This is a genomic window from Pullulanibacillus pueri, assembly GCF_014639255.1.
Lineage (GTDB): Bacteria > Bacillota > Bacilli > Bacillales > Sporolactobacillaceae > Pullulanibacillus > Pullulanibacillus pueri.
Window position 1 is genome coordinate 1 of sequence record NZ_BMFV01000051.1, and the last position, 23,600, is coordinate 23,600.

Here is a 23,600-nt window from a genome sequence, read left to right on the forward strand (position 1 = left end):
GTCGTAAATACTAGGGGAAACTCGACTACGCATCCCAAGTTAGCTGAGGCCACTAAGGACGATCGGCTAAAATCGTCACGTCATTAAGGAACTTCGACTAAAACCGTCACATCCGTGTGACAACGTCGAAGCTAGCACATCCTGTGCGTCGAACGCCGATCCTACCCACATCGTGTGGGCATGAGGGAAGCGAGCGACCTGGAGGCGGAAATCCACACTATTAACCCGTCATTATCCTCTAGTAGTTACGTCGCAATCTATAGCTATCATGTATCAATTAGGCTTTTTTAAGATTTTTAAGACAAGACAGCTTTTATTCTTTCGATGGCCCAACTGAGTTCATCTTGGGTAATGATGAGAGGTGGTGCAAAACGAATAACATTTTCATGTGTTTCCTTGCACAGGATGTTTTTTTCCTTTAAGGCCTCACAGTATGGACGGGCAGATTCGGTAAGTTCAACACCAATAAATAATCCTCTTCCTCGAATGTCTTTTATCTTTGGATTTTTAATGGATTTAAGGGCACCCATAAATTGATGACCAAGCTCTAAGGAGCGTTCTGCCAGTTTTTCCTCCTCAATGACCTCAAGGGCGGCGACGGAAACGGCACAGGCAAGTGGGTTTCCTCCAAAGGTTGAGCCATGGGATCCAGGTTCAAAAACCCCTAAAATCTCTTCATTAGCAGCGATACAAGAGATCGGCATCACGCCTCCGCCTAGTGCTTTCCCAAGAATATAAATATCAGGTTCTACCCCTTCCCAATCACAAGCAAATATTTTTCCCGTTCTGCCAAGACCCGTTTGAATTTCGTCGGCAATAAATAGCACATTCTCTTTATGACAGAGTTCAAAAGCTGCTCGTAAAAAGCCCTCTGGTGGAATGAGAATACCGCCTTCGCCTTGAATGGGTTCGACAAGGAAAGCCGCGGTATTTGGCGTGATTGCCGCCTTTAGAGCTTCTATATCGCCGTATGGAATCAGCTTGATTCCCGGAAGCATCGGTCCGAAGCCTCTTTGATATTCTGGATCGGAGGAGAGGGAAATAGCCGTCATGGTGCGCCCGTGAAAATTCCCCACGCAGGCGATTATTTCTGCCTGATTTTCCTCAATTTTTTTTATGTCGTACCCCCAACGACGAGCTGTTTTGAATGCGGTCTCAACAGCCTCAGCTCCTGTGTTCATTGGAAGGATTTTATCTTTATGGGTCAGTGTGGCTACTTTTTCATACCATGGCCCCAATTGGTCATTATGAAAAGCTCTAGAAGTAAGGGTTACCCGATCGGCTTGTTGTTTTAAGGCTTGAATGATTTTAGGATGACGATGCCCTTGATTGACGGCGGAATAAGCACTGAGCATATCCATATATCGCTTGCCCTCGGGATCTTCTACCCAGACCCCTTCAGCTTGTGAGACAACAACAGGGAGGGGATGATAGTTCCTTGCACCAAATTGCTCTGTGAGTTTAATCATGTGTTCAGATTGCTTCATCTTCAGACACCCCTTATCAGATATTCTTATTCTATTTTAGTATAATTGGAAAACGAATGAAAGCCCATACATTGGTAAAAAAGAGAGCTTTTCTTCTTAAAGGATTTGTACATTTGGAACGTTTGTTAGAAAATCGTTGCAAATCAAAGTCTCATCGTTGACGATTTCTGTTATGATATAATGACAATCATAGAATATTTTATAAATGTTTCAAGCAACAAGTACATAGTACATGAAAAGTTTAGAGGAGGTTGACAATATGTGGCTACATGCCCATGTCGGTTTTTGGACTTTAGGATTAATTGTCTTTGTTCTCAGTTTTATCTTACTTAAAGCAGGGAAGGAAAAGGCAGCGAAGATCCTTCATATGATCCTAAGAGTGCTTTTAATATTAATCTTCATCACGGGTGCTGAAATGGTAGGACAATGGTACAGTGGACAAAGTTATGGTTGGCCTACTTTAAAAGGGATCTTTGGACTTTTAATCCTCGGGATGATGGAAATGATTCTTACAAAAACAAAGAAAAAACAAGGGACATTGGTCTCTTGGATTATCCTTATCATTTCGCTAATTGGTGTGTTTTATATTGGATATGGTGTTCTTTAAGGCAGTCGCTCGCGGCTGTCTTTTTTTAGAATAAGAAAGACGACTCGTATCGCTTCGTCGTCAGTTTTCTCGGAACTATTCGGATACCTATTCGAGAAGCCACGTGGCCCCAACTAGGTAGCCGTGAGTCAGCGACGCTGTGGAACACACTTTTCTTAAGTGTCCCAAATCTTGCATCTTCCGCTCCGATCCATTTGGTGCTGGCGGTGTCTTTTGGTATTTACTGTTACAGTGCTTTAATAAGGGACTGGATCCTTTTCATCTTTGCCCGTTTTTTCTAACGCAGAGATCTCGTTTGGGAAATTTGATTGATATCAATAAAAATGGGCGATTTTCTATTTTTTTCGACGAATAAGGATCGATATGATATTCTAATAGTAGCATAGCCTCTAAAGATTGAGATGATTCAAAAAACAAGACGACCTGGAGGTTGGCCTATTGCATACTCTTGTTCACATTTACACGAATGAAAATGATTTTTATCGTTTTTTAGATAAGCATGGTCTAGAGAACGACGCTGACCTTTGGGTTCAGGCTGTGTTTAATCAAGAGAGTAATGTGAGAGCAGTCGTTAGAAAGACACTCTCTAAGGTAAAATACATAGAAACAAAGGTAGGTTTTCCTTTTTTAGTGAAAGGTCACGCCTTACTTGTTTTTACTAGAAGGATGAAGGAACAAAGGCTTAGTAGTGGTAAGGCTTTCGATGTTCCAGTACGATCTACACATTATCAGACGCTTTTTCGTCATAGCCCTAGTATCCTTTCCACTTTAGATATTAATGGGAGAATAACAGATATCAACGCCGCCGTACAGGAACAAATAGGGCTTACTAAAAGTGTGATTGGGAAATCCGGGATTGACTATGTAAGACCTAAAGATCGCCGGAAATCGTATGTGCATTTTTTACGTGTACTCAAAGGTGAGGCGCAAAATTTCACAGTGGATGTTCTGAATTTAACAGGGCAGCCGTTACCGTATCAATTCACTTTCATTCCGCTAAGGGCCAATGATATGGTGACTGGATTACATGTGGTTGGGGTCAGTTTATTCGCCTTAAAAGAAGCAGAAAATAAGATCATGCAGCTTGAGTATCATGATAGTTTAACCGGGCTTTCCAATAGAATGTTATTTGAAAAATCATTAAATGCTCTCACTGCGAGGGCCGAACAGAAGCATGAGAAATTAGCAGTTATTTTTCTTGATATTGACCGTTTTAAAACAGTAAACGACGCCGTGGGGCATAGCATTGGTGATCAAATTCTTAAACTGGTGGTTGATCGAATTCAAAGTCAGCTTCATCCCTCACAATTCATGGCGCGTTTTTCTGGAGATAAATTTTCAATAGTCGTGACCGGCGTGAAGACAAGAGCCTCATTGGAACGATTCATCCATAACATCCAGTCCAGTTTTGCAGAACCTCTCGTGTATCATAATCATGAATATTTTTTATCCGTGAGTATGGGAGTGAGTCTTTACCCAGAGCATGGGAGGACCATAGACACATTAATGAAGCATGCAGATACTGCACTTTATTCAGCTCAAATTCAAGGGGATAATTCTTATCTCTACTATTCTGAAGAGATGAATCATTCCCTCATTGATCGCTTTGAATTAGAGGGCTATTTAAGAAAAGCACTCAGTAAAAATGAATTTATCCTTTATTACCAGCCTCAAGTGGGCATGGAATCAGGACAGGTCATCGGCTGTGAGGCGTTAATTCGCTGGAATCATCCGAAATTTGGTATCCTCTCACCTGCTCATTTTATTCCTCTCGCAGAAGAAATTGGTCTTATAGAAGAGATGGGGCTTTGGGTATTACGGACAGTGTGTAAGCAAATTAATCAATGGATAGATAAAGAGATACAGTATTTTCCGATTGCAATAAACGTGTCTGCCAAACAATTTTTGAAATCAGATTTTGTGGAAAAGATTCGGGACATTATTGAGGCCGAAGCGATTGATCCTCATTTTATCCATCTGGAGATTACTGAGAGTGCAACGCTTCGAGATATTCAATACAGTATTAAACTTATGAATGAGTTAAAAAAGTTAGGCGTCCGAGTGTCATTAGATGACTTTGGAACCGGCTATTCTGCACTTAGTTACTTAAAGGACTTCGCCATTGATATTTTGAAAATTGACCGCTCTTTTATTAAAGACATCAAGTCTAGAAATCAAGAGAGTGCGATTGTTCAGGCAATAATTGCTATGGGGCAAGGACTTTCAATGAAGACAATTGCTGAAGGTGTTGAAACTGAGGAACAGCTTCAGCTTTTAAAGTCCTTTGGCTGCCATGCTGTTCAAGGTTACTTCTATAGTCGGCCTCTGCCCGAAAAGGAATTTGAAACCTATATTTTAAGCTTAAAAAACCCCGCATGAGTGATCACATCGCTTAGCGGGGCTGTTTTTTTTGTCTTCAATATATAGTAGGCTCTAAATAATTTAAAAATGCCATTAATCATCTGTCATCGGACTTTTCTTTTATTAAGTGAAATCAAGATATTTAGGAGTAGAAGGGTATTGCGACGTCAATTCGATCGGCTTTGGCAGCTCATACCTTATTATATTTAGTGTTTAACAACCGCTTCGGCAGAATACTTCGCTTTCCGTGGGCACGGCCTCAGCTAACTTTGGAGTCAGTTTTTTGGTGCTCCAAAGTGGATCTTCGGACACGTGCTGTTCCCACTGGAGTCTGCTTATTCTGCCTATGCTAGGTAAGATGATTTGATTTACTTGCAACTAGAGTTAATATTAGCTTAAAAGAAAGCAAAGATGCCCAATCTTTTCATCAATAAGCATCGACAGCATGGAAGTGGATTGGAGTGAAAGGCGCTTTGGCTCCTTCGGGAACGGGGCCAGCGTGACTTCACGAATACACTTCGAGTTGTTCCGAGAAAGCTGACTGCGAAGCGGTACGAGTAGACGCAGGAACAGGAAATTTGTACTATAAAGACTTGGGAACACAAATATAAAAACCAAGGAACTTCAGTTGAAAACGTCACGTCCGTGTGACAACACCAAGGCTAGCACATCAATACCACCCACCCCAAAAAGTAAAAAGCACTTTTCGGGGACCCCGATTACAACCCCAAAAAGTAAAGAACACTTTTCGGGTCGAACACCGATCCTACCCACATCAAACAATCGTAAGAACACGATTTTTCTGCGGGACTAATCTCTTAGTCGCTTTCCTTAGTCCTCTGGGCATGAGGAAAGCGAGCGGAAATCCACCTACCCGTTACGTCGCAATCTATAGCAATAGTGACAGTGATGCATATTGAGGGCAGTCCGGCAGGGGTTTACACCAATAGGAACAGAGAAAGCTTCTATCTCTACAGCGCTTGACTTAGATTGTTTTCGGAGTCCCGATGTTTGTCTTTGTAGTCGCGTGAAACAACTTGAAACGGTGAAAAAATATGGTGCATTCTGCTTTCCTCAATGATATGCTATTGGCTATGAGCGTGAGAAAGAAGGGATGAGTATGGGGCAGAAAACGTCCTTGTCACTTTTTCATTTGACCTGGCCTATTTTTATAGAACTAATGTTACAAATGCTAATGGGGAGTGCCGATACACTGATGTTAAGTCAGTATTCGGATCAATCTGTTGGGGCGGTGGGATTTTCTAATCAAGTCTTACAAGTGATTACTGTTTTGTTTGGATTTGTAGCTACGGGTACGGTCATCATGGTGTCCAAAAGTCTAGGGGCAAAAAATGAGACAGAAGCCCTCAATATCACTTATACTTCCATTGTGATTAATGCGTTATTTGGCTTGTCTCTCAGTCTTGTTCTCTCTGTTTTTGGAAAGCAGCTTTTGAGATTACTCAATATCCCTGACGCATTTATGCATGAATCACAAACATATCTCATTATTGTAGGTGGCTTTATTTTTGTTCAAGCGATCAATATTACCATTGGTGCCACTCTGCGCAGTTATGGGTTTACTAAGGATGCAATGACCGTCACCATTGGCATCAATATTTTAAATATCATAGGAAACTTCTTTTTTATTTTTGGTCCTTTCTTTTTTCCTTCTTTAGGTGTATTAGGAGCGGCTCTATCTACCTCAGTGAGTCGTGTGATTGGATTGATCATCCTTGGGATTCTTCTGATAAAAAGGACGGGAGTTATGCCCCGCCTGCATTTGTTTTTGAAACATAAGCGCGAGCACATAAAGCAAATATTAGAAATTGGAATCCCATCAGCAGGGGAACAACTTTCCTATGATTTATCACAAATGTTCATTACCTACTTTGTCACGTTAATTGGAACTGAAGCCATTACGACAAAGATTTATGTTCAAAATATCATGATGTTTATCTACTTGTTTTCTTTAGCGATTGGTGAAGGGTCACAAATTATAATTGGACACTATATGGGGGCGGGAAAGCTCAAGCAAGCCTATCATAGAGGAATAAATAGTATGAAGTATGGCTTTGTAGGTTCTTTGGTCATGGCCATTCTCTTCTACTTGATGGCGGGACCTCTTTTGAAAATATTTACTGATGATCCCGACATTCTTTCCATCGGAAAAGGGTTATTATTCATTACGATTCTTTTAGAGCCTGGAAGGGCCTTTAACCTCATTTTAATTAGTGCCTTACGGTCGGTTGGAGATGTCCGCTTTCCTGTCATTATGGGGATGTTTTCGATGTGGCTCATTGGCCTACCCATTGCTTGGCTATGTGCGATTACATTAGATCTTGGGCTTCTAGGGATTTGGATAAGTTTTATTGTCGACGAATGGGTTCGGGGGATCTTTATGCTGATCCGTTGGCGAGGGCGAGCATGGGAGAAAACGCTCTTTATCAAACCGAAGGAGCCTCGTCAGGAAATGGACATTTGAGAAGAAAAATATCACTCACCTTGTACCGAGCGGTCAAGGTGAGTTTGTCATTGAAAGGCGTGTTTCCAAGCCTCACGCCATTCTTGGTTAGTAATGGTCGGAAGTCCAATATGATCCTTGAATTTTTTATCGCAAAGCTCTGAGAGAACTTGTTTTAAGGGTTCGAACTGTTTTTGAGCGACTGCCTGTTGGACATTCTTAAAGGCCACCGAATTTTGAACACTAGGGGCTAATACAAAAGTAGGGGCCACAGATCCTGCTTCTTCTTGAAGGATGTAGTTGAGCGCATCAAGAGTGACCAAACTGATTGTATCATTAGGATCTTTTTGTTCACGATCTGGATGGGTATAGGACTTAAGATCTTTATGGGTTAAGAGATAGCCTAAGTATTGAAACTGAACCGATGGGTTAAGTATCTGTTTTTTACGAGAGACAGCATCCACAGTCTGAGCTGAATCAATAATAAAGGCATTGTCAAGGAGCAATGGCTCTTGGCTTTGTTGAGAATCGTCAACAATATCCTTCAGTGGTAAGTAAAGAAATTCGCCATTAGGTGTAATGTCTAGATCGTTTTGTAGGGCTTTATTCAAAAATGCATATGTCTCATAGATTTCTGCTGCATGTGCTTTACTTATGGTACTGGGTAATATAATTTCGAGCTGACCATAGTGCTGAATATTAAAATTCCCCGATAACAGGCTGACTCCAGAGGTTTTTGGAGCAGTAATGGTCTGGTCTTTGTTAAACGTCCAGTGAATAGCGCCAGAAGTGCTGTGAAAATACTGCTGAAATCCATGTAGAGTGACAGAAAAATCCGCTTGCGTATGGTCTGCTGCTTGAGAGCGGACTGGACTTTGCTGTGGCCCTGGATAAAGATTAACAGCCCCGACTAGCGGATACCAGGCCATATATGAAGGGAGATAAGCATTCATCCCTTTAAAAAAGGCGAAGTAGCGTTCATCACCCTCGCTATTAATATCCCATTCTGCTATTTTTCCGCTATATATTAAAGAAACTTTCGCCTCTTTATCACCAGCTTTCAAGTGATCGTCGTCTAAAGTCAGCGTCGCACGATGACGAGTAAAGGACGCTTTATGGTTATTCACCAATACTTCTTCCACCTTGAAATTTGGATTTAAAGTCAACACAATGCTCTCATTCGTTTTTCTTGAAATATCTAATATCATTTCTGTGTTAATCGTTAGAGTGTCCTTTGAATGAAAAACATTAATAGTGTAAGAGGTGGCACTTATTGATGATGAAAGATTTGAAGCGATGCCTTCACTCTGCTGAATCCCATTGTTGGAATAGGCCTGTTGATATTTATTTGTCCAAATCTCTAAGTAGTCATTAGAGGTATAACAGCAAATAAAGAGGAGAATAATAGCTAAAAAACTAGTCGTTATGCGTTGTTTGGTCGGACGTCGCCAGATTAAAAGTATAAAAGCAATCGTCATAATTAATAAGGCGAAGACAGTGATAAAAGTTAAGGAGACCACGGTTTCGTGGTGGAATAAAGCATTTCCCCAGAGAGGTTCATTCACAAGGGAACGCCCTTCTAAGAAATAATGATTGAAGTGAAAAAGTTTTAAGGGTAACCAGTGAAACTTTCCTACCATTACCTCAAGGGCATACGTTCCTAAAATCCATACAAAAAAACTCATACCATAGGCTACCCATTTGTTTTTTAAGAGCACAGCAATAAGCAGCCCTATAGAAAGAGTTAAAAAATAGGAAATTTCAAGTCTCACACCATTCTCTACCAATAGCTTCATGAAAGGTTGATAGGTGATTGAAGGGAGCGACAGTTTAGTTTTAATAAAAAAAACGATAAATATAAGACAAGAATAGAGACTCATGTATGTAAAGGCGGCCAAAAAGTTAGCCAACGCTAAGGCAATAGGCGATCCAGGGTAGGCCTGTATCCAGTCATTCTGACTGGAATGAAATGTTCGAAAATGTAATCTTACCATCGTATAAGAAGCCATGGCTAAAGAAACTGTATGAACAATGGCATTGGTTGTATAGAGACTGTCTAACGCATCGGCATTTAATTGAGAAGAGAAAATGAAAAAGTCGCTCACGCCAAAAACTAAAAGAGCAATGAGAAAGATAGGATGAAAGAAAAGGAAGCGAAGGTGTTTGCAATATTGATACCATCCTTTATACATGACCCGAGCTCCTTATTAAGGTTAAATAGTGATCTATTTCGGCCTCCTCGTTAGTCAATGAACGGACTCTTGGCCGACCGATGAGAGGCTGAGGGCTGCCTTTATAAATGCATTCTCCATCTTTCATCACGGTAACTGATCGATAATAGTCTTGAATCTCAGAAATTTTATTGGTAGCAAGCAGTACAGTCTTGTTTTTCCCGTACTCTGTAATGATATGCCGGAAGATCGCCCTCTCAATAGGATCAAGGTAGCGAGTTGGCTCATCTATAATGAGAATTTCGGGTTCATTAATAAGGGCTTGAGCAATCCCGACGCGTTGATGCATGCCTTCCGTTAGAGACTTTAACTTGAATTTCAAAAATGGCATTAATTGGACTTGATTTAAACAATATTCAATTTCAGCTTTTCTTTTTTTTCGATAGCGAATCCCTTTTAAAACGGCAGCATAGTGCATAAATTGTTCAACTGTTAAAGACCTGTCTGCTTTAAAAGTCTGGGGAAGATAGCCGATTCTTTGGCGATATTCCTCAGGTTGGTTTTTGAGTGAGGTTTGATTGATCATCACTTCCCCCTTGGAGGGGCGTTCACATCCTGCTAAAATGCGCATAAAAGTAGACTTGCCTGCCTCTTCAGGACCAATAAGAGCATGAACCCCTTTTTTTACATGCCATTCAATCCCATTTAATATTTTCTTTTTAGCATATTTTTTATGAAGCGCTGATGCCGTCAGCATAGTTATAACATCCTTTTTAAAGGCGATATATTAAGCCTATCTTTAAGGTTTAATAGCAGGCTGTGCTTAGTAAAGCGATGAAGTTTCTGCCAAGTTTCTCATCTCTAGAGTGTTATTCCTTAAGTCAGGTTAATCATATAAAGTGGATTTTTCAGAAATATCCCACTAACTATTAGACGTATTCATCAGGAAAAAAGTTTCAATGAATTTACAATGTTAACCAAATGAAACATTTTGAAATAATTGTAATATTAACGATTGGAGTATTCTCTTGAGCATGGAAGTGGTGGTGATCTAACCTAATTCCATAGAGGATAGACAGCACACATAAGAAACCCCGGGCTAAAAAGCCCAGAGTTTCCTTACAATTAATGATTATTTTTAGCAATAAGTTTCGTTTGCCAATTTTTCTTTAACAGCCATGAATGCAAGATGAATTCCACGATGGTAATAAGAATAGCGGTGACAACAGCGCCACTTGTACCGATATAGGCATCATCAAAGATCATGACACCGAAGAAGAGGACACATAACGTGATGACGAAGTCGAGAATCGTTGTAATCCAAAAGGTCCCTCGCGCAAAGAGTAGCCATTCTATGGCGTAATTAATCAGACCAATAAATACCCCTAGAATGATGGCTTCGTACATAGCTCCAAATTGAATGGAATAAGGACTTATTGCATCACAAGCGATAATAATGACTGAGGATAAAAGTAATTTTATGAGTAAATTAATCAATGCATTAACACTCCTTTGTGTTCATGTTGTTTTAATCCTTGTAAAACCTTAGCAAAAGGCTGGCGTTTTTTGGCTTCAAAGAAAGAAGCGAAAGGGCATCCCTTTTGTTCAAGACGATTTTTAATCTGATCCAGCGGGAAACGTTCGGGACGCAAATCATCATTGACTTCATTCCAATATAAAGGTGTAGCTACAAGTGCATCTTCATTGCCACGAACAGAATAAGGGGCAATAATCGTTTTTCCTTCGGCATGCTGGATGTAATCAACATAAAGGCGGTTACCGCGATTTTTCTTTAAGCGTTCTGTTGTAAATAAGTCAGGTTTCATTTCAACTAAATAGTCAGCCAAAAATGAAGTAAAGAGCCTTGTGTCTTCATAAGAAAACATTTGGTCAGGAAGGGGCAGATAGAGCTGCAAGCCTTTGTTTCCTGATGTCTTGACAAAGGAAATTAACGCCAAACGATCGAGCACATCCTTTAACATAAGTGCCGCTTCCTTGGCTAAAGAGAAATAATCTCTTGAAGGCGGGTCGAGATCAATCACAATTTCTGAAGGCTGGTGGCTTTCAATTGTTTGAAAAGGAACATGGATTTCAAAGGCAAGCTGATTCGCTAACCAGATTAATGTTTTTAAATCATGCCCGACGATGTAATGAATACCCTCAATGTCTGCTGTTTCAATAAAGTCCGGAGCATAATCGGGACAATTTTTTTGGAAAAAAGCTTCTCCGTCCGCCCCATGTGGATACCTTAATAAGGTGAGTGCTCGATTCTTCAAAAAAGGGAGCATGTAGGGGGCGATGTCGTAAACATATTTGAAATAATCGGCTTTAATTAAGTCACGCTTCGGCCATAACGGTTTATTAAGGCTTGTTAGGGTTAAGGTAGTGCCATCGATGACGACTTGCTGATCTTCTTGTGTGGCCATGATCCAACGCCTCTTTCTTCTTTAGTATGATCCCTCGCGATCCCCATCTCTTCTCAATATTTTTTGTTATAACTAGAGATTTATACCCATTGTGAATGAAAGAAGACAGTAAAAAGAAAACTAAGAACCATATCATTTTTTTTGGAGGAGTCAGTGATGTTAGAGCCGATAAAACCGATGGAACCCATTATTGCTAAAGCAATTCCTCATGGAGAGGAGTGGCTGGCTCAAATTAAGTGGGACGGCGTCCGGATTTTAACCTATTACGATGGGGGCAATGTGAGGCTATTTAATCGAAAAAAGAATGAACGTACCGCTCATTATCCCGAGCTCTTGGATATAAACCGCTACTGTTTAGCTGATTCCATTATTTTAGATGGGGAAATGATTGCTTTAGGTGAAGATGGAAAGCCTTCGTTTCATGAAGTGATGCGCCGCGACGGCTTACGCAATCTTGAAAAAGTAAAATTCGTCAAACAAACTGTTTCTATATGTTATATGATTTTTGATTGCCTGTATCTTAATGGGGAATGGATCACTCAAAGACCTTTAGAAGAAAGAAATCAGCTCTTAATTGATTATATAAAACCTAATGAACATATTCAGCGGGTAACTTCTTATGAGAATGGAGAGCCATTATTTTCGGTTATGGAGAAGGAAAATATGGAAGGCATTGTCATGAAACGCAAGCAATCCTTTTACCACATTGGGGAGAAGCAAGAATGGCTGAAGATCAAAAACTATAAAGATTTAATCGCAGTGATTGGTGGTTTTACCTTGAATCAGGGTATCGTGAATGCTTTGTTAATCGGACTATATGATGATGATGGAAACCTCCATTATATTGGTCACGCCGGAACAGGGAAATTGACACAATCGGAATGGCGAGAGTTAACCCAAAAGTTAAAAGCAATAGAAATGGCTGAAAGTCCCTTTCATCATCGTGTAGAACGTGAAAAGGAAGCGCATTGGGTAAAGCAGAAGTATACGGTGAAAATAACTTATGCAGAATGGTCTCTTGGAAGGGCATTGAGACAGCCGAGTATTCAAGGATTGACAGAAACCCCTCCAAGAGAATGTGTGTTTGAACAAGGCATGCAGAGATAAGAGGCTGAGACAAAAGTTTTTGGCAAATAGGAAAATCTGAACCATCTAAATCCTTTCATTTAGAATAGTTCAGATTTTTTTCATAGGCATAGACAAAAGACTTCGCAAGCCCATAATAAACTCCTCTTTTACATCACCTAACTCAGATGACTTGACTCTTATTGTCGTCACCATCGGATGCAAAATGATACATATGTTCTATTTTACAAATGCTTACGGTGAAAGTTTTGTACCAGGATTCACGTCCTTTTTTCCGTGCGGCATAATGATCCGTGTTTTTTTTCCACTGTTTAATCGCAGTTAAAGAATCCCAATAGGAAATCATAATACTAAATCCCTGCTCGTTTTGAATATTTTCCATCCCCATAAAGCCTTCCTGATGTGAAGCGAGTGCGACCATCCTCTCTGCGACTTCCATGTACTCTGACTTCTCAATCTCAGTAGTTTGTGAGGAGAAGATGACAGCATAATGAGGAGAGTTATTATTCATCTGATATCAGTCCTATCTTAAAGTTTATTCCATTATATTTTGATCTAATGGTTGGCTCGGGCCTTTCTTTCTGAGGAGGCTCCAAATAAGTAAGACTAAAGGGATAATAGCCCCCATTAAAATATTGATTGGGACAAAAGAATGGAAAAGAAAGGCATTTAATTCTGCATAGTTTTCGGCGAAAATAAAAGAGCCAATACCGATAAGCCATGCTAAAGGTATCACTAATGGGTGATAGGTTTTTAATTTGAGGGCTTGAGCTCCTCCAAGACTGAGTCCATAAAAGAAGAGTGAAATAAAAATCATTAACCCGACTGTCCAAAACATGATCGCAATGGCATCAAATCGGTTAATCACTTGACCGGCTGAGATGTAACGGACTTCAGAAAAAGTAGGGAAGGCCATTTTGGCTGCTTCTCCTGGACCAAAAAGCGCGATGGGGCCAGTGATCGGCCCGAGAAAAAAGATGAGGGTGATGACAGAAGCCCAAATCCCTGTTTTTACAAGTTTTTTTGGGCGTTGAACATAAGGGAGAACCATTCCCATCACTACAAATTCACTAAACCACCCCATCACAGAAAGGGATCCCAATGCCACCGGTTTAACCCCATTCCCCATAATAGGGAGTAAATTAGAATAATCCTTATCCTGCAACAAGGCTAAGAAAGCGACGGCCACTGCAAAAATCACGAGAACAACTAACATAATTTGATTCAATCGCCCTAAGGTTTCTAAGCCTTTATAGACTATATAGGTCGTCAGAAGCAAAATAACTGTAGCCAGTGCCCACATCGGTGTTTCAGGCATGATGCGGATATACGCCTCAATAAATAGACGGACACCTAAGGTAACCATAATATAAAAATAAACTAGATAAGCAACACCAATGATTTTTCCAATCCAATAAAACTTTGTAAAAAGGATTTCTATAATGGTGAGACCTGGGAATCTTTGCAGGAGCTTTATCAAGGCGAGAATGCCGATAAGTCCTAAGACAGTGCCAACAATCGCTGCAAGCCATCCATCCTGATGACTTTGGTAAATAATAACAGTCAGTAAGATTAAATGACCAATAATCGTTAAAGATGTGATCGCTAGCATTGATGCCTGTATATTACTTATTCTTCCTTGCTGTATCATGTCATTCACCTCACTTCTAAAAAATATGTCCATTTATGGCATTCAACAGCCTTGAGATTGACAAATGGTCAACATTATAGATAGCCAAAATACCGAAAAGTATCGTTAAACCTAAGATTGCGACTTGAGTCAGTAAAGTTTTAAAGTCTTTTTTCTTCCAGACAAAGTAGAGATGTAAACCAGAAGTAAGCAGAAGCAATATAATAAGAAGTAAACACGTCAATATTTTCATAAACTACCTCGATTCATTAGCCTTAACAGCTTCTTTTGATAGGCCATAACGTTCAATATTGGCTGATATATCGACATGAACATCCATTTGTTTCAGTAGTCCCTGTTTCCAATGAGGGGCCAGCGCTTTCCATTCATCAGGGTATTTTTGATAAAACGTTTTCCCAAATCCAAAGATATCGGTTTGCCATTGTTTTTGAGCGATAGCTAACACTTCATTCACTTGATGTTCCAAAACGTTTTCGAACTGATGATTCAGTTCATTCATTCTTCCAGTATTAATTGTTTTTTCAGCACACGTGTAATCCCCAATATCTGCCTTTACGTTAATGTTGACATCCATTGTAGGCGTACCCTGAGAAAGGTGCGGAGAATAGCTGGATTGTGAGTGCATCATCTTTAATCCAACGGCTCCATTATCGTTTGGTCCGCAATCTAATATAACCGAACCACTATGAAGTTTGCCCTTGAGTAAAAGAAGCCCTTCTGTTTCATCCTGATCAAGAAATCCTTGTAAATGTCCGTCATTGAACACGGCAGTCCCCTGTAAACGAAGAGCATGAGCATCACTCTTAGGATTTTCATTGGATTGTTCTTCAATTCTATTTCTAGGTTGAACTTGGCCTTGAGTAGACAGAGTTTGTTCATTAGAATGACTATCATCATTATTACTGACGGTATTAACAGAGCCAGTGTATGCGTCCTCGATATCTCCCTCAAGTTTCTCCGAAAACTTCATAATGTCAGAGACCATAGAGGACGTGCTAAATCGACTCGATTTCACTAAATCTTGAATCTCTAATCCAATGGTTGAATTCAGAATGGGTCTTTGTTTGACAATCTCTTCAGCGGTAGTCCTTGAAACCAATAGTTTTATATTCGGTCGAAAGTCATGTTCTCTTTTCAGAAAGTCGAGACTATTTCCCATCTTATGTTTTGCCGCTTCTTTACCAAACACAACAATATTTAAATGCCCTAAGTATATTTTTCCTGATAGAGCATTTGATAACTTTTCCATAACATCAAACATGGATTTCCCTGTTATGGTTTGAATAAGGAAAGGACTCCGATTGGGATTGCCACTTCCAATAGGAGACTCTGAAAAGAGTTCAGGAGGCTTGACAATCACTGTAGTGACCTTAAGCTGGCCAGTTTTGGTTTGGTCAATCCCCATGACATTGACGATGGCAAGATCATTAACTTCGTGTGCGCTCCAACAACCCGTCAGACCTATGGAAACGAACAATAATAAAAAAGGAAAAAGGAGTTTTAATAAAAAGGGCTTCGTCTTATTCAAAGTGATCCTCCCCATTTCTTTTTGGAGGTTTAGTATTCGTCTTATCATTGTCAATACCCAATCCAGGAGGGAGCGTCTCCATTGCCCACCAGGGAACCCGAAAAAAGACATCTTTCCATCCTTCTTTTCTTGACGGGGATACAGGCGATAAATACGGGATGCCAAAGGAACGTAGGCTTACTAAATGAGCAAGTCCAAACATGAGGCCAACAAGAATCCCCATAAAGCCAAAGAAGCCTGATAATAAAAGTAAGGGAATACCACAAAAGCGAATGATTTGATGGAAACTATAATTAGGTAAAATAAAAGCGGTGAGTGCGGTAGTCGAAACAACTATGGACATTAATGGTCCAATCACTCCGGCCGTAACGGCAGCTTGAGAGATTAAAATTAAACCTAAAATGGTGATGATAGGTCCCCCAAATATCTTAGGCATCCGCAAACCAGCTTCTCTCAGTAGTTCATAAGTTAAATACATAAATATGGCCTCAACAAGGGCCGGATAGGGTAGATTTGCCCTATTAGCAGCAACTCTTATGAGTAGAGGTGTTTGTAATAAATCTTGATGAAATGTGACAACAGCAACAAAGAAGGCAGGGAGAATTAAAGCTACGAATAATCCTAAGAAGCGCACCCAACGAATGATTGTAGAGACCACTGAACTGTTATAATAGTCTTCACTTGAATGCAGATATTCAACAAAGGTGATAGGTGCAACTAAGGCTGAAGGCGACCCATCGGTAAGAATGGCGACTTTTCCTTCTAAGAGCTCAGCAGATACACGGTCAGGACGTTCAGTACTTAACATTGTTGGAAATGGAGAAAAAGGGGCATCGCTAATCATGGACTGCACATACCGGCTGTCTAAGATACTATCTGTTTTTATACGCGATAGCCGCTTATGAACTTCTTGAACGATTTTTTCGTTTGCGATGCCTTCAATGTATAGAATGGTGATTTGTGTTTTTGTTTGAGTGCCAAGAGTGAGCCGATTCACCTTTAATGAAGGCGTTCGTATTTTTTGACGAATGAGATGTAAATTGACTTGACTTTGTTCCACGAAGCCCTCTTTTGGACCTTCAACCGTTCTCTCTACTTCTGGTGTTGTCACTTCGCGCCCAATAGGATGGGAAATGTTAAAAGTTGAAGCCCTTTCTTGTCCATCTGTTAGAAGGATGGCGTAACCTAATAAAATCTTTTCAATGAGGGCGGACCATTCGCTTTCCACATGGCTCACTTGATAAGGAAGACGGTCTGCTTCACAGGACTTTATAAGGGAGTCATGGGCTTCTCCAACAGATGAAAATGCTTGGTGGAGCTCATTCAGTTTCTGAGAGCTCACGATATCAGATAAGTAAATAAGACAACTCTTATTTTCAGGTTTTATGTATAAAAAGTTAATATCATCACAGGATTGAAAGGCCGCTTTTAACTTAGCGATGTTTTCTTTAAGTGACCTGTTGAGAGGACCAACAAGCTGTTGCGTCTCGATAACAGGATTTTCTAGGTGGCTCTTGCCCATTTTCAACACCTCCATTGATAACTTTTCCATCAAAAGAGGCATTTATTCGTTTTCCCGCAGAAGACTCCCACTTCAAGGCATGCGAATGTCATAGTCCAAAGAGTAAGTGGGAGATGAATGTCGGTTGGCACAAGCAAAACTTCTTACCCTATAGCGTAATAGGAATATACGTTCTCTCTTAGAGGCGGTGAAAACAATGTTAGTCACCAAGGCCTATCAATTCCGTATCTATCCCAATAAGGTACAGAAAACTCTAATGGCTAAACCAATCGGATGCTAAGTGGTGGGTAGTTCAAACAAGTGTATATTCACCGAAAGAAAAAGGTGGCCATGAAGCCACCAATGCTTATTCAGAATGTAAAACTTTGCGGAGACCTTATAAGTGCACCTTTGGTTTTCGCCATGAAGGCTGGCAATAAGCCAAGTTTTCTATAGTCTTTCCTATTTAAAATTTAATACTTTTTTTCTTTACCCCGATCCTGTCTTTTTCTTTTTAAGAGAAGTTTTAGGGGTCTTTTTTTGTTTTTCAGTGGTCGCTTGTTTTTGGATTGGCTTGGTTGTCTGGATGCTGGCCTCTAAGGCAGACAAGAGATCAACAACATTTTTGCGTTCGGGTGCTTTTTCAGTATGTGTAATGTCATTGCCAGCAATTTTAGCTTGGATCAGGTCTTCAACAGCCTCACGATAATCATCGGTGTATTTTTCAGGCTCAAATTCTGCTGTTAATTGATTGATTAGATTTTTGGCAGTTTCCAGTTCCTTTTGATTAACTTCCGCTATTTGGTTTAAGCCAGGGACGTGTTCAATTTGACGCACCTCATCAGGATAGAAAATGGTTTCTAATAATAGCCCGTTTTGATAACCACGAACCACAGCGAGGTGACTCTTGGAATGTAGGGTGAGCTTAGCAAGACCGATTTTATGCGTCTCTTCCATGGCTTGTTTAAGAAGACCGTACGCTTTTTCACCGTTTTCATTCGGCCCAATAAAATAGGATTTATTATAATAAATCGGATCGATTTCAGAGAGGTCAATAAAATCAAGAATTTCTACTGAACGACCGACATCTCCTTTTATTTCTTTTATTTCATCCTCTGAAATTTTCACAAATTGACCCGGTTCGTATTCATAGCCCTTTATAATCTCACTATTTTCAACTTCACGCTCACATGTCGGACAATATTTTTGATAGCGGATCGGGGATTGGCATTCATCATGAAGCGATCGAAAATGGACATCTTTTGTTTCGGTCGCGGCATAAAGCTTGATGGGGATATGAACCAATCCAAAACTGATCGAGCCTTTCCACATGGTATGCATGTTAACCCTCCTTTTTAAAAGTCCTTTTCATTTAGACTATCCGAATAGATAGGGATCTATAGGAGATAAAAAATGGAAGTTTATCGGCACCTTAATGGGGCTGAAATTTAAGAATAGCTAATGATGAATGAGAGGGCGCTAATGACTTACAAATACAGGGATTCATTACAACAAAATGAACATATAATTCCTTGACTCTACCTCATATCCACTATTTCAAAATATGCACTTTTATTGCTACGAAAGTAGGCTAAGGGTACCGCGGAATACCAGGAAACGCGTTTTCGCTTGAAGGAATGGGAATGGACACAGCTTTTGAAGACATTGCTCAACAATTTGAACCTTTAATTAGAAAATATTTGCTTGAATTGCATTTGCTCGCCGATTATCAAGAGATGCACCAAGTGGGATTAATTGCTTTATGGGAAGCTTGGCGAAAATATCAACCTGAAAAAGGCCCTTTTCCAGCCTTTGCTCAAGCTGTGGTGAGAGGAAGATTATTAACTGAAATCAAAAAACAAAAACAGTTCTCCGATCATCATACTTTTCAAGAGAATCTCCCTGAACCACCTATAGCTCCTAAGGATGGGGTGTTGAATATCGAGGCACTTTTAAAACTGTCAGTCCTAAGTGAGAGAGAGCGCTTATGGCTACACGAAGCCATCTTTTTAGAGAAAAAAACTAAAATCATTGCGGATGAACAAGCAGTGAGCGTCAATACTATACGTTCGTGGAAAAAAGCGGTCCTCAAAAAGCTAAGAAAGCTTATAAAAGCAGAAGAATTCCTATAAGAAGTCGTTTTGTCGTGAGCTTCTATGGGTAAGCTAATAAAATAGGGTAATGCATTTAATAAATTAAGGAGCTTTCCTATGTATAATGAAGTTAAAATTACATGTATCGTGATTATTGGCGCTATTTTAAACGGGATTGCTATGAACTTTTTCCTAATTCCTGCCCATGTGTTATCTAGTGGATTCATGGGGGTTGCTCAATTAGTATCTACGGTGATCCATGAATATACCTCAATTTCAATTGGAACAGGGATTCTTTTGTTCCTCTTCAACATACCAGTGGCTTATATTGCCTGGACAAGAGTAGGAAGACGCTTCACGCTATATAGCATATTAAGTGTGGTTGTTTCCATGATTGTGCTGACCTTGCTCCCTATTCATGCCTTAACCGATAATATTATCCTTAATGCCGTTTTTGGTGGGGTGGTCAGTGCTTTAGGTGTGGGGATTACTTTAAGATACGGGGCTTCGACAGGTGGAATGGACATCATTGCGATGGTGCTCTCACGTATGAAAGATAAACCAATAGGAGGATATTTTCTTGTTCTCAATGGATTAATCGTGATAGCGGCGGGCTTTTTCTTTGGCTGGGAGAAGGCACTTTTTACACTCGTTACGTTATATGTGAGTTCAAGGGTGATTGATTCGATTCATACACGTCATGCGAAAGTGACAGCCATGATTATTACTGATAAAGGAACAGAATTATCAAAAGCGATTCATAATCATATGGTACGTGGGATTACAAGGATTGCGGCTAAAGGGGCTTTTACAGAGAAGGATAAGGATCTATTAATGATTGTGATTACACGCTATGAATTGTACAGTCTTGAACAAATCATTAAAACAACGGACCCCCATGCTTTTACAAATATTGTTGAGACGGCGGGAATTTTTGGTTTCTTTAGACCGTCAGATTAAAAAACAGTTCCCGATATGGGAACTGTTTGATGTTATTCTGAGTATTGATTAAAGACATCTTCGATACGTGGGAGGAGAACATCCCAGTCTGCATCTAATGTTTTATTTACCGTAATAAAATCATCGTAGCCGAACAAATTGTCTACCCCATCAATTGCTAGAAGTTGCGCTGCAAGTGGGTTCTCTACTTGCTCCCCTTTTTTGACGATGAGGCGACCATCAAATAATTTTTGTGGGGCAGTAAATTTCATAGCGTTCGGGTTCGGCGTTCTATCGGTTCTTACATGGATACCCATAACACCTCTCCTTTGTTTTCATTCACATAGTGACTTTATTTTTAAGAAGGCTCCATTCGCATCGTTTGTTGCTATTACTACAGATTGCGATGTAACTTGAGAAAGTGGTTGAGTGTCTTATCTACCGCTCCGGAAATCCACACTTTCAGCTCGATACAGTAATTAAGTCGGAGCTACGTCGCATTTTTTCAACTACTCATTCATGACCTTGAGAAAGCAACAATCTTTTAGAAAAAAGCCTAAGAAACAACTTATTTAAAAAGGTAAACAAGCTCTTTCAAGGCTTATTTTACATGATAGAAAGCAATAAGTACAATGTCGACTTCTTTAACGAAGTTTAAAAGGTAAAGCCGTAACGCTTTGAAACGACTTCATAGAAACCCAGAGAGTTGTATATATGCTTTGTGACCGAATTATTCACGCCTGTTTCTAGTTCGATGGTTTTTATATTTTCTGACTCTGCTAAGTGAATAATATGAAGGAGTATTTTTTTACCAATTCCTTGATTGCGATATTCATTATGTACATAAAGTTCGTTGAGCCAAAGATATTGTCCACCGGCCCGCAGACTCACACCAATATTGAGGAAAGCTAATCCATAAATCATACTGTTATGTTCAGCAACGATAATCCTAGAGGAAGAGCCTTTTTGGAGAGCGAGTTCAATGGCTTCCATTGCAATTTCAAAAGAGGTCTCATCGTTACTCACAGAAATTTGCTGCATAAATAATTTGGCAAGGGTCTCTTTATAAGTTCTGTCGACATTCCGATCAACTTCATATATGTGCATATTGGCTCCTCCCTATGTACTGATTGTGATCATCAACGTTTATTCTATGATTTATAATAAAAACGTTCTTTCGAGGTAGTTTGCAATACCGGTGTCATCATTGGACTCTGTTACCGCATCGGCTAGTGCCTTAAGCTCTGCAATAGCGTTACCCATTGCAACGCCTTGCCCTGCATAAGAAATCATTTCCTTATCATTGTCTTCATCACCAAAAGCAATGATACGCTCAGGCGGGATATTGTAATCCTGTGCGACTTTTTTTATTCCGACAGCCTTATTGACTCCGCGTTTAATGACTTCAATAATATTAGAGGGCTTTCCCCAGGAACGTTGCTCAATAGCTTCTGAATACTCGGTATCCAAAGCATGGAGAACAGCTTTTGTCTGCTGTTCATTTGTTTGTAAGAGAACGCTTGTTGGCGCCTCTTTAAGTTTTTCTTGAATGGGCCCATAGGTAATGGTAGGATTACCAATTTCAAACAAATCAGCAACAAGCGGGTCAGGATTATTAATATAGACATGATCCTTAACTTCGATAAAGATATTTGTCAATTCATAGTGATCACAGGTTTCTAAAATGCCTTTCAGTGTCTCGAGTTCTAGTGGGGAATGGATGGTTCCCCATTCCGGTTGATGAGGGTGGTGGATATAAGCACCATTAAAGTTAACAATCGGCGTATTGAGATGAAGTTCTTCATAATAAGCTTTGCTTGCTCGAAAAGGTCTACCTGTTGCAATCATGACAATATGTCCGGCTTCCATTACTTTTTGAATCACTTCTTTTGTACGGGGATCAATATTTTTTTCACTTGTTAATAAAGTGCCATCAAGATCTAAAACAATTAAGTAACGGTTCATAAATTCTTCCTTTCTTATCTCACCATTTCTGCTTATATCATACGCTACTTTTTAGGAAGTATAAACCTTTTATTAGACTCTAGAAGAGTAAATGATAAAATATGGTGAGAACATGATTTGAGAGAATTTATTAAACGAGAGATTGATGAGGTGAGTGGTTTGCTAATCATTGATGAAACGAAAATAGCTAATATTCCAACGCTCTTGGTTGAAGAGCAGACGATGACGGGTAGGCCACTACCGCTGGTTATTTTCTGGCATGGGTGGACAAGTGGTAAGGAATCCAATCTTCGGTATGCCTACTTGGCTGCTAAAAAAGGTTTCCGCGTCATTTTGCCTGAGGCGACTGGACATGGTGAACGATTGAATGAACTTAGTGAAGAAGAGAGGCAGTTTGGTTTTTGGCAGGTCGTGTTGCAAAATATACAGGAGACAAAACAATTAAAGGACGCTATGGAAGCAAAAGGGCTTATTCTTAATGATAGAATTGCACTTGCTGGCTCATCGATGGGTGGCATTACGACTTATGGGTGTCTCAGAGCTTATGATTGGATAAAAGTAGCCGTTCCGCTTATGGGAACCCCAAGCTATCGAGACTTTGCCGATCATATCGTGTCGGAATTTCAGAAGACGGGCATCGCTATTCCTTATAACGATGAACAAATCCAAGCCTTATTTGTAGCACTTTCTCCTTATGATTTAAGCGAGACACCAGAACAAGTAAAAGATGTGCCACTATTAATGTGGCACGGAATGAAAGACCCTGTTGTACCAGCTGAACATGATCTCCAATTTTTTAATTTATTAAAAGATAAGGGCTATAGTGATAAACACTTTATACAAGATCCACAAGCCGGGCATAATGTCTCTCGAGAAGGATTATTTGCTTTTGCCAATTGGCTTGAAAAATATTTATGATAAAAAACCAGATGCTTTAATTAAAAGTATCTGGTTTTTTCTTAAAATATATGAATGTACAAAATTCTGGTCATCAGGAAGGTGTGGATTTACGCTTCAGAACGCTCGTTTTCCTCATGCCCACACGACTAAGGAAAGCTGCTAAGAGAATCATCCTCGCAGAAAAATCGTGTTTTTACGATTTTTTGATGTGGGTAGGGTCGGCGTTCGACGCACCATCGGGGTCCCCGAAAAGTGCTCTTTACTTTTTGGGGTGGTAATCGGGGTCCCCGAAAAGTGCTCTTTACTTTTTGGGGTGGTAATCGGGGTCCCCGAAAAGTGCTCTTTACTTTTTGGGGTGGTAATCGGGGTCCCCGAAAAGTGTTCTTAACTTTTTGGGGTGTTTGATGTGCTAGCTTTGACG

At 40.0% G+C, this 23,600-nt stretch carries 20 protein-coding genes and 1 pseudogene; 8 read left to right on the forward strand and 13 right to left on the reverse strand.

From position 1 onward, the window contains the following. Window positions 1-296: 296 nt before the first annotated feature. Window positions 297-1,487: an ornithine--oxo-acid transaminase gene (locus IEV91_RS20035; protein WP_188499213.1), complete on the reverse strand. Its 1,191-nt coding sequence runs from the start codon at window positions 1,485-1,487 to the stop codon at window positions 297-299. Window positions 1,488-1,746: 259 nt separating this feature from the next. Here IEV91_RS20035 and IEV91_RS20040 point away from each other — a divergent pair, with 259 nt between their 5' ends. From IEV91_RS20040 to IEV91_RS20050, 3 genes are all read left to right on the forward strand, one after another. Continuing rightward, complete coding sequence (locus IEV91_RS20040) at window positions 1,747-2,094, forward strand: DUF1516 family protein (RefSeq protein WP_188499214.1); 348 nt, start codon at window positions 1,747-1,749, stop codon at window positions 2,092-2,094. Window positions 2,095-2,532: 438 nt separating this feature from the next. Beyond that, a complete protein-coding gene (locus IEV91_RS20045; protein ID WP_188499215.1) occupies window positions 2,533-4,473 on the forward strand; it encodes an EAL domain-containing protein in 1,941 nt (646 codons plus the stop codon). Between the two features lie 1,102 nt (window positions 4,474-5,575). After that, window positions 5,576-6,940, forward strand: a complete 1,365-nt coding sequence (locus IEV91_RS20050) for an MATE family efflux transporter (RefSeq protein ID WP_188499216.1) — start codon at window positions 5,576-5,578, stop codon at window positions 6,938-6,940. 47 nt (window positions 6,941-6,987) lie between these two features. Here the strand turns inward: IEV91_RS20050 and IEV91_RS20055 are convergent, their stop codons facing one another. The 4 genes and pseudogenes from IEV91_RS20055 to ligD (IEV91_RS20070) form a co-directional block, all read right to left on the reverse strand. Continuing rightward, window positions 6,988-9,111, reverse strand: coding sequence for a hypothetical protein (locus tag IEV91_RS20055; RefSeq protein ID WP_188499217.1), 2,124 nt, complete (start codon window positions 9,109-9,111; stop codon window positions 6,988-6,990). After that, window positions 9,104-9,847, reverse strand: coding sequence for an ATP-binding cassette domain-containing protein (locus IEV91_RS20060; RefSeq protein ID WP_188499218.1), 744 nt, complete (start codon window positions 9,845-9,847; stop codon window positions 9,104-9,106). The genes IEV91_RS20055 and IEV91_RS20060 overlap by 8 nt, the downstream gene beginning before the upstream one ends. Window positions 9,848-10,215: 368 nt before the next feature. Further along, window positions 10,216-10,587 carry a DUF2512 family protein gene (locus tag IEV91_RS20065; RefSeq protein ID WP_188499219.1) on the reverse strand — a complete coding sequence of 124 codons (372 nt, stop codon included), beginning with the start codon at window positions 10,585-10,587 and terminating at the stop codon, window positions 10,216-10,218. Next, window positions 10,584-11,465 (reverse strand): annotated as a pseudogene (gene ligD, locus IEV91_RS20070) (non-homologous end-joining DNA ligase); the annotation flags it as partial. The gene IEV91_RS20065 and the pseudogene ligD (IEV91_RS20070), both read right to left, overlap by 4 nt. 207 nt (window positions 11,466-11,672) lie before the next feature. On the opposite strand from ligD (IEV91_RS20070), the gene ligD (IEV91_RS20075) reads away from it, so the two are divergent. After that, window positions 11,673-12,623, forward strand: coding sequence for a non-homologous end-joining DNA ligase (gene ligD / locus IEV91_RS20075; protein ID WP_188499221.1), 951 nt, complete (start codon window positions 11,673-11,675; stop codon window positions 12,621-12,623). A 142-nt stretch (window positions 12,624-12,765) separates the two neighbouring features. Here the strand turns inward: ligD (IEV91_RS20075) and IEV91_RS20080 are convergent, their stop codons facing one another. The 4 genes from IEV91_RS20080 to IEV91_RS20095 all read right to left on the reverse strand — a co-directional run bounded on the left by IEV91_RS20080 (window position 12,766) and on the right by IEV91_RS20095 (window position 17,303). Continuing rightward, entirely contained in the window at window positions 12,766-13,113 is a 348-nt protein-coding gene (locus IEV91_RS20080) for an antibiotic biosynthesis monooxygenase family protein (protein ID WP_188499222.1), read from the reverse strand. A gap of 24 nt (window positions 13,114-13,137) precedes the next feature. Next, complete coding sequence (locus IEV91_RS20085) at window positions 13,138-14,253, reverse strand: GerAB/ArcD/ProY family transporter (RefSeq protein ID WP_188499223.1); 1,116 nt, start codon at window positions 14,251-14,253, stop codon at window positions 13,138-13,140. 235 nt (window positions 14,254-14,488) lie between these two features. Then, window positions 14,489-15,781 (reverse strand): Ger(x)C family spore germination protein, encoded by a 1,293-nt coding sequence (locus tag IEV91_RS20090; protein WP_188499224.1) that lies wholly within the window; start codon window positions 15,779-15,781, stop codon window positions 14,489-14,491. Further along, complete coding sequence (locus tag IEV91_RS20095; protein ID WP_188499225.1) at window positions 15,774-17,303, reverse strand: spore germination protein; 1,530 nt, start codon at window positions 17,301-17,303, stop codon at window positions 15,774-15,776. The genes IEV91_RS20090 and IEV91_RS20095 overlap by 8 nt, the downstream gene beginning before the upstream one ends. A 196-nt stretch (window positions 17,304-17,499) precedes the next feature. Between IEV91_RS20095 and IEV91_RS20100 the strand changes: the two genes are divergently transcribed. Next, window positions 17,500-17,583, forward strand: a complete 84-nt coding sequence (locus tag IEV91_RS20100; protein WP_229745672.1) for a helix-turn-helix domain-containing protein — start codon at window positions 17,500-17,502, stop codon at window positions 17,581-17,583. A 188-nt stretch (window positions 17,584-17,771) separates the two neighbouring features. On the opposite strand, the gene ku is transcribed toward IEV91_RS20100, so the two are convergent. Further along, entirely contained in the window at window positions 17,772-18,623 is an 852-nt protein-coding gene (gene ku, locus IEV91_RS20105) for a non-homologous end joining protein Ku (protein WP_188499226.1), read from the reverse strand. A 302-nt stretch (window positions 18,624-18,925) separates the two neighbouring features. On the opposite strand from ku, the gene IEV91_RS20110 reads away from it, so the two are divergent. Together IEV91_RS20110 and IEV91_RS20115 are read left to right on the forward strand one after the other, a co-directional pair. Continuing rightward, window positions 18,926-19,414 (forward strand): sigma-70 family RNA polymerase sigma factor, encoded by a 489-nt coding sequence (locus tag IEV91_RS20110; RefSeq protein ID WP_188499227.1) that lies wholly within the window; start codon window positions 18,926-18,928, stop codon window positions 19,412-19,414. Window positions 19,415-19,492: 78 nt separating this feature from the next. After that, window positions 19,493-20,335 (forward strand): YitT family protein, encoded by an 843-nt coding sequence (locus tag IEV91_RS20115; RefSeq protein ID WP_188499228.1) that lies wholly within the window; start codon window positions 19,493-19,495, stop codon window positions 20,333-20,335. A gap of 32 nt (window positions 20,336-20,367) precedes the next feature. Here IEV91_RS20115 and IEV91_RS20120 read toward each other — a convergent pair whose 3' ends face one another. From IEV91_RS20120 to IEV91_RS20130, 3 genes are all read right to left on the reverse strand, one after another. Next, window positions 20,368-20,631, reverse strand: a complete 264-nt coding sequence (locus tag IEV91_RS20120) for a NifU N-terminal domain-containing protein (protein ID WP_188499229.1) — start codon at window positions 20,629-20,631, stop codon at window positions 20,368-20,370. A gap of 337 nt (window positions 20,632-20,968) precedes the next feature. After that, window positions 20,969-21,421, reverse strand: coding sequence for a GNAT family N-acetyltransferase (locus IEV91_RS20125; protein ID WP_188499230.1), 453 nt, complete (start codon window positions 21,419-21,421; stop codon window positions 20,969-20,971). A 51-nt stretch (window positions 21,422-21,472) separates the two neighbouring features. Further along, complete coding sequence (locus IEV91_RS20130) at window positions 21,473-22,279, reverse strand: Cof-type HAD-IIB family hydrolase (RefSeq protein ID WP_188499231.1); 807 nt, start codon at window positions 22,277-22,279, stop codon at window positions 21,473-21,475. 117 nt (window positions 22,280-22,396) lie between these two features. Here IEV91_RS20130 and IEV91_RS20135 point away from each other — a divergent pair, with 117 nt between their 5' ends. After that, window positions 22,397-23,197: a prolyl oligopeptidase family serine peptidase gene (locus IEV91_RS20135; RefSeq protein ID WP_188499232.1), complete on the forward strand. Its 801-nt coding sequence runs from the start codon at window positions 22,397-22,399 to the stop codon at window positions 23,195-23,197. The last annotated feature ends 403 nt before the right edge of the window (window positions 23,198-23,600 follow it).

Excerpts from the sequence above, each read along its gene's own strand:
- IEV91_RS20040 (WP_188499214.1), top strand. The coding sequence starts at position 1,747 with ATGTGGCTACATGCCCATGTCGGTTTTTGGACTTTAGGATTAATTGTC.
- ligD (WP_188499221.1), top strand. The coding sequence starts at position 11,673 with ATGTTAGAGCCGATAAAACCGATGGAACCCATTATTGCTAAAGCAATT.
- IEV91_RS20055 (WP_188499217.1), bottom strand. The coding sequence starts at position 9,111 with ATGTATAAAGGATGGTATCAATATTGCAAACACCTTCGCTTCCTTTTC.
- IEV91_RS20085 (WP_188499223.1), bottom strand. The coding sequence starts at position 14,253 with ATGATACAGCAAGGAAGAATAAGTAATATACAGGCATCAATGCTAGCG.
- ku (WP_188499226.1), bottom strand. The coding sequence starts at position 18,623 with ATGCATACCATGTGGAAAGGCTCGATCAGTTTTGGATTGGTTCATATC.
- IEV91_RS20035 (WP_188499213.1), bottom strand. The coding sequence starts at position 1,487 with ATGAAGCAATCTGAACACATGATTAAACTCACAGAGCAATTTGGTGCA.
- IEV91_RS20095 (WP_188499225.1), bottom strand. The coding sequence starts at position 17,303 with ATGGGCAAGAGCCACCTAGAAAATCCTGTTATCGAGACGCAACAGCTT.
- IEV91_RS20115 (WP_188499228.1), top strand. The coding sequence starts at position 19,493 with ATGTATAATGAAGTTAAAATTACATGTATCGTGATTATTGGCGCTATT.
- IEV91_RS20050 (WP_188499216.1), top strand. The coding sequence starts at position 5,576 with ATGGGGCAGAAAACGTCCTTGTCACTTTTTCATTTGACCTGGCCTATT.
- IEV91_RS20130 (WP_188499231.1), bottom strand. The coding sequence starts at position 22,279 with ATGAACCGTTACTTAATTGTTTTAGATCTTGATGGCACTTTATTAACA.
- IEV91_RS20080 (WP_188499222.1), bottom strand. The coding sequence starts at position 13,113 with ATGAATAATAACTCTCCTCATTATGCTGTCATCTTCTCCTCACAAACT.
- IEV91_RS20120 (WP_188499229.1), bottom strand. The coding sequence starts at position 20,631 with ATGGGTATCCATGTAAGAACCGATAGAACGCCGAACCCGAACGCTATG.
- IEV91_RS20100 (WP_229745672.1), top strand. The coding sequence starts at position 17,500 with ATGTTAGTCACCAAGGCCTATCAATTCCGTATCTATCCCAATAAGGTA.
- IEV91_RS20110 (WP_188499227.1), top strand. The coding sequence starts at position 18,926 with ATGGACACAGCTTTTGAAGACATTGCTCAACAATTTGAACCTTTAATT.
- IEV91_RS20060 (WP_188499218.1), bottom strand. The coding sequence starts at position 9,847 with ATGCTGACGGCATCAGCGCTTCATAAAAAATATGCTAAAAAGAAAATA.
- IEV91_RS20125 (WP_188499230.1), bottom strand. The coding sequence starts at position 21,421 with ATGCACATATATGAAGTTGATCGGAATGTCGACAGAACTTATAAAGAG.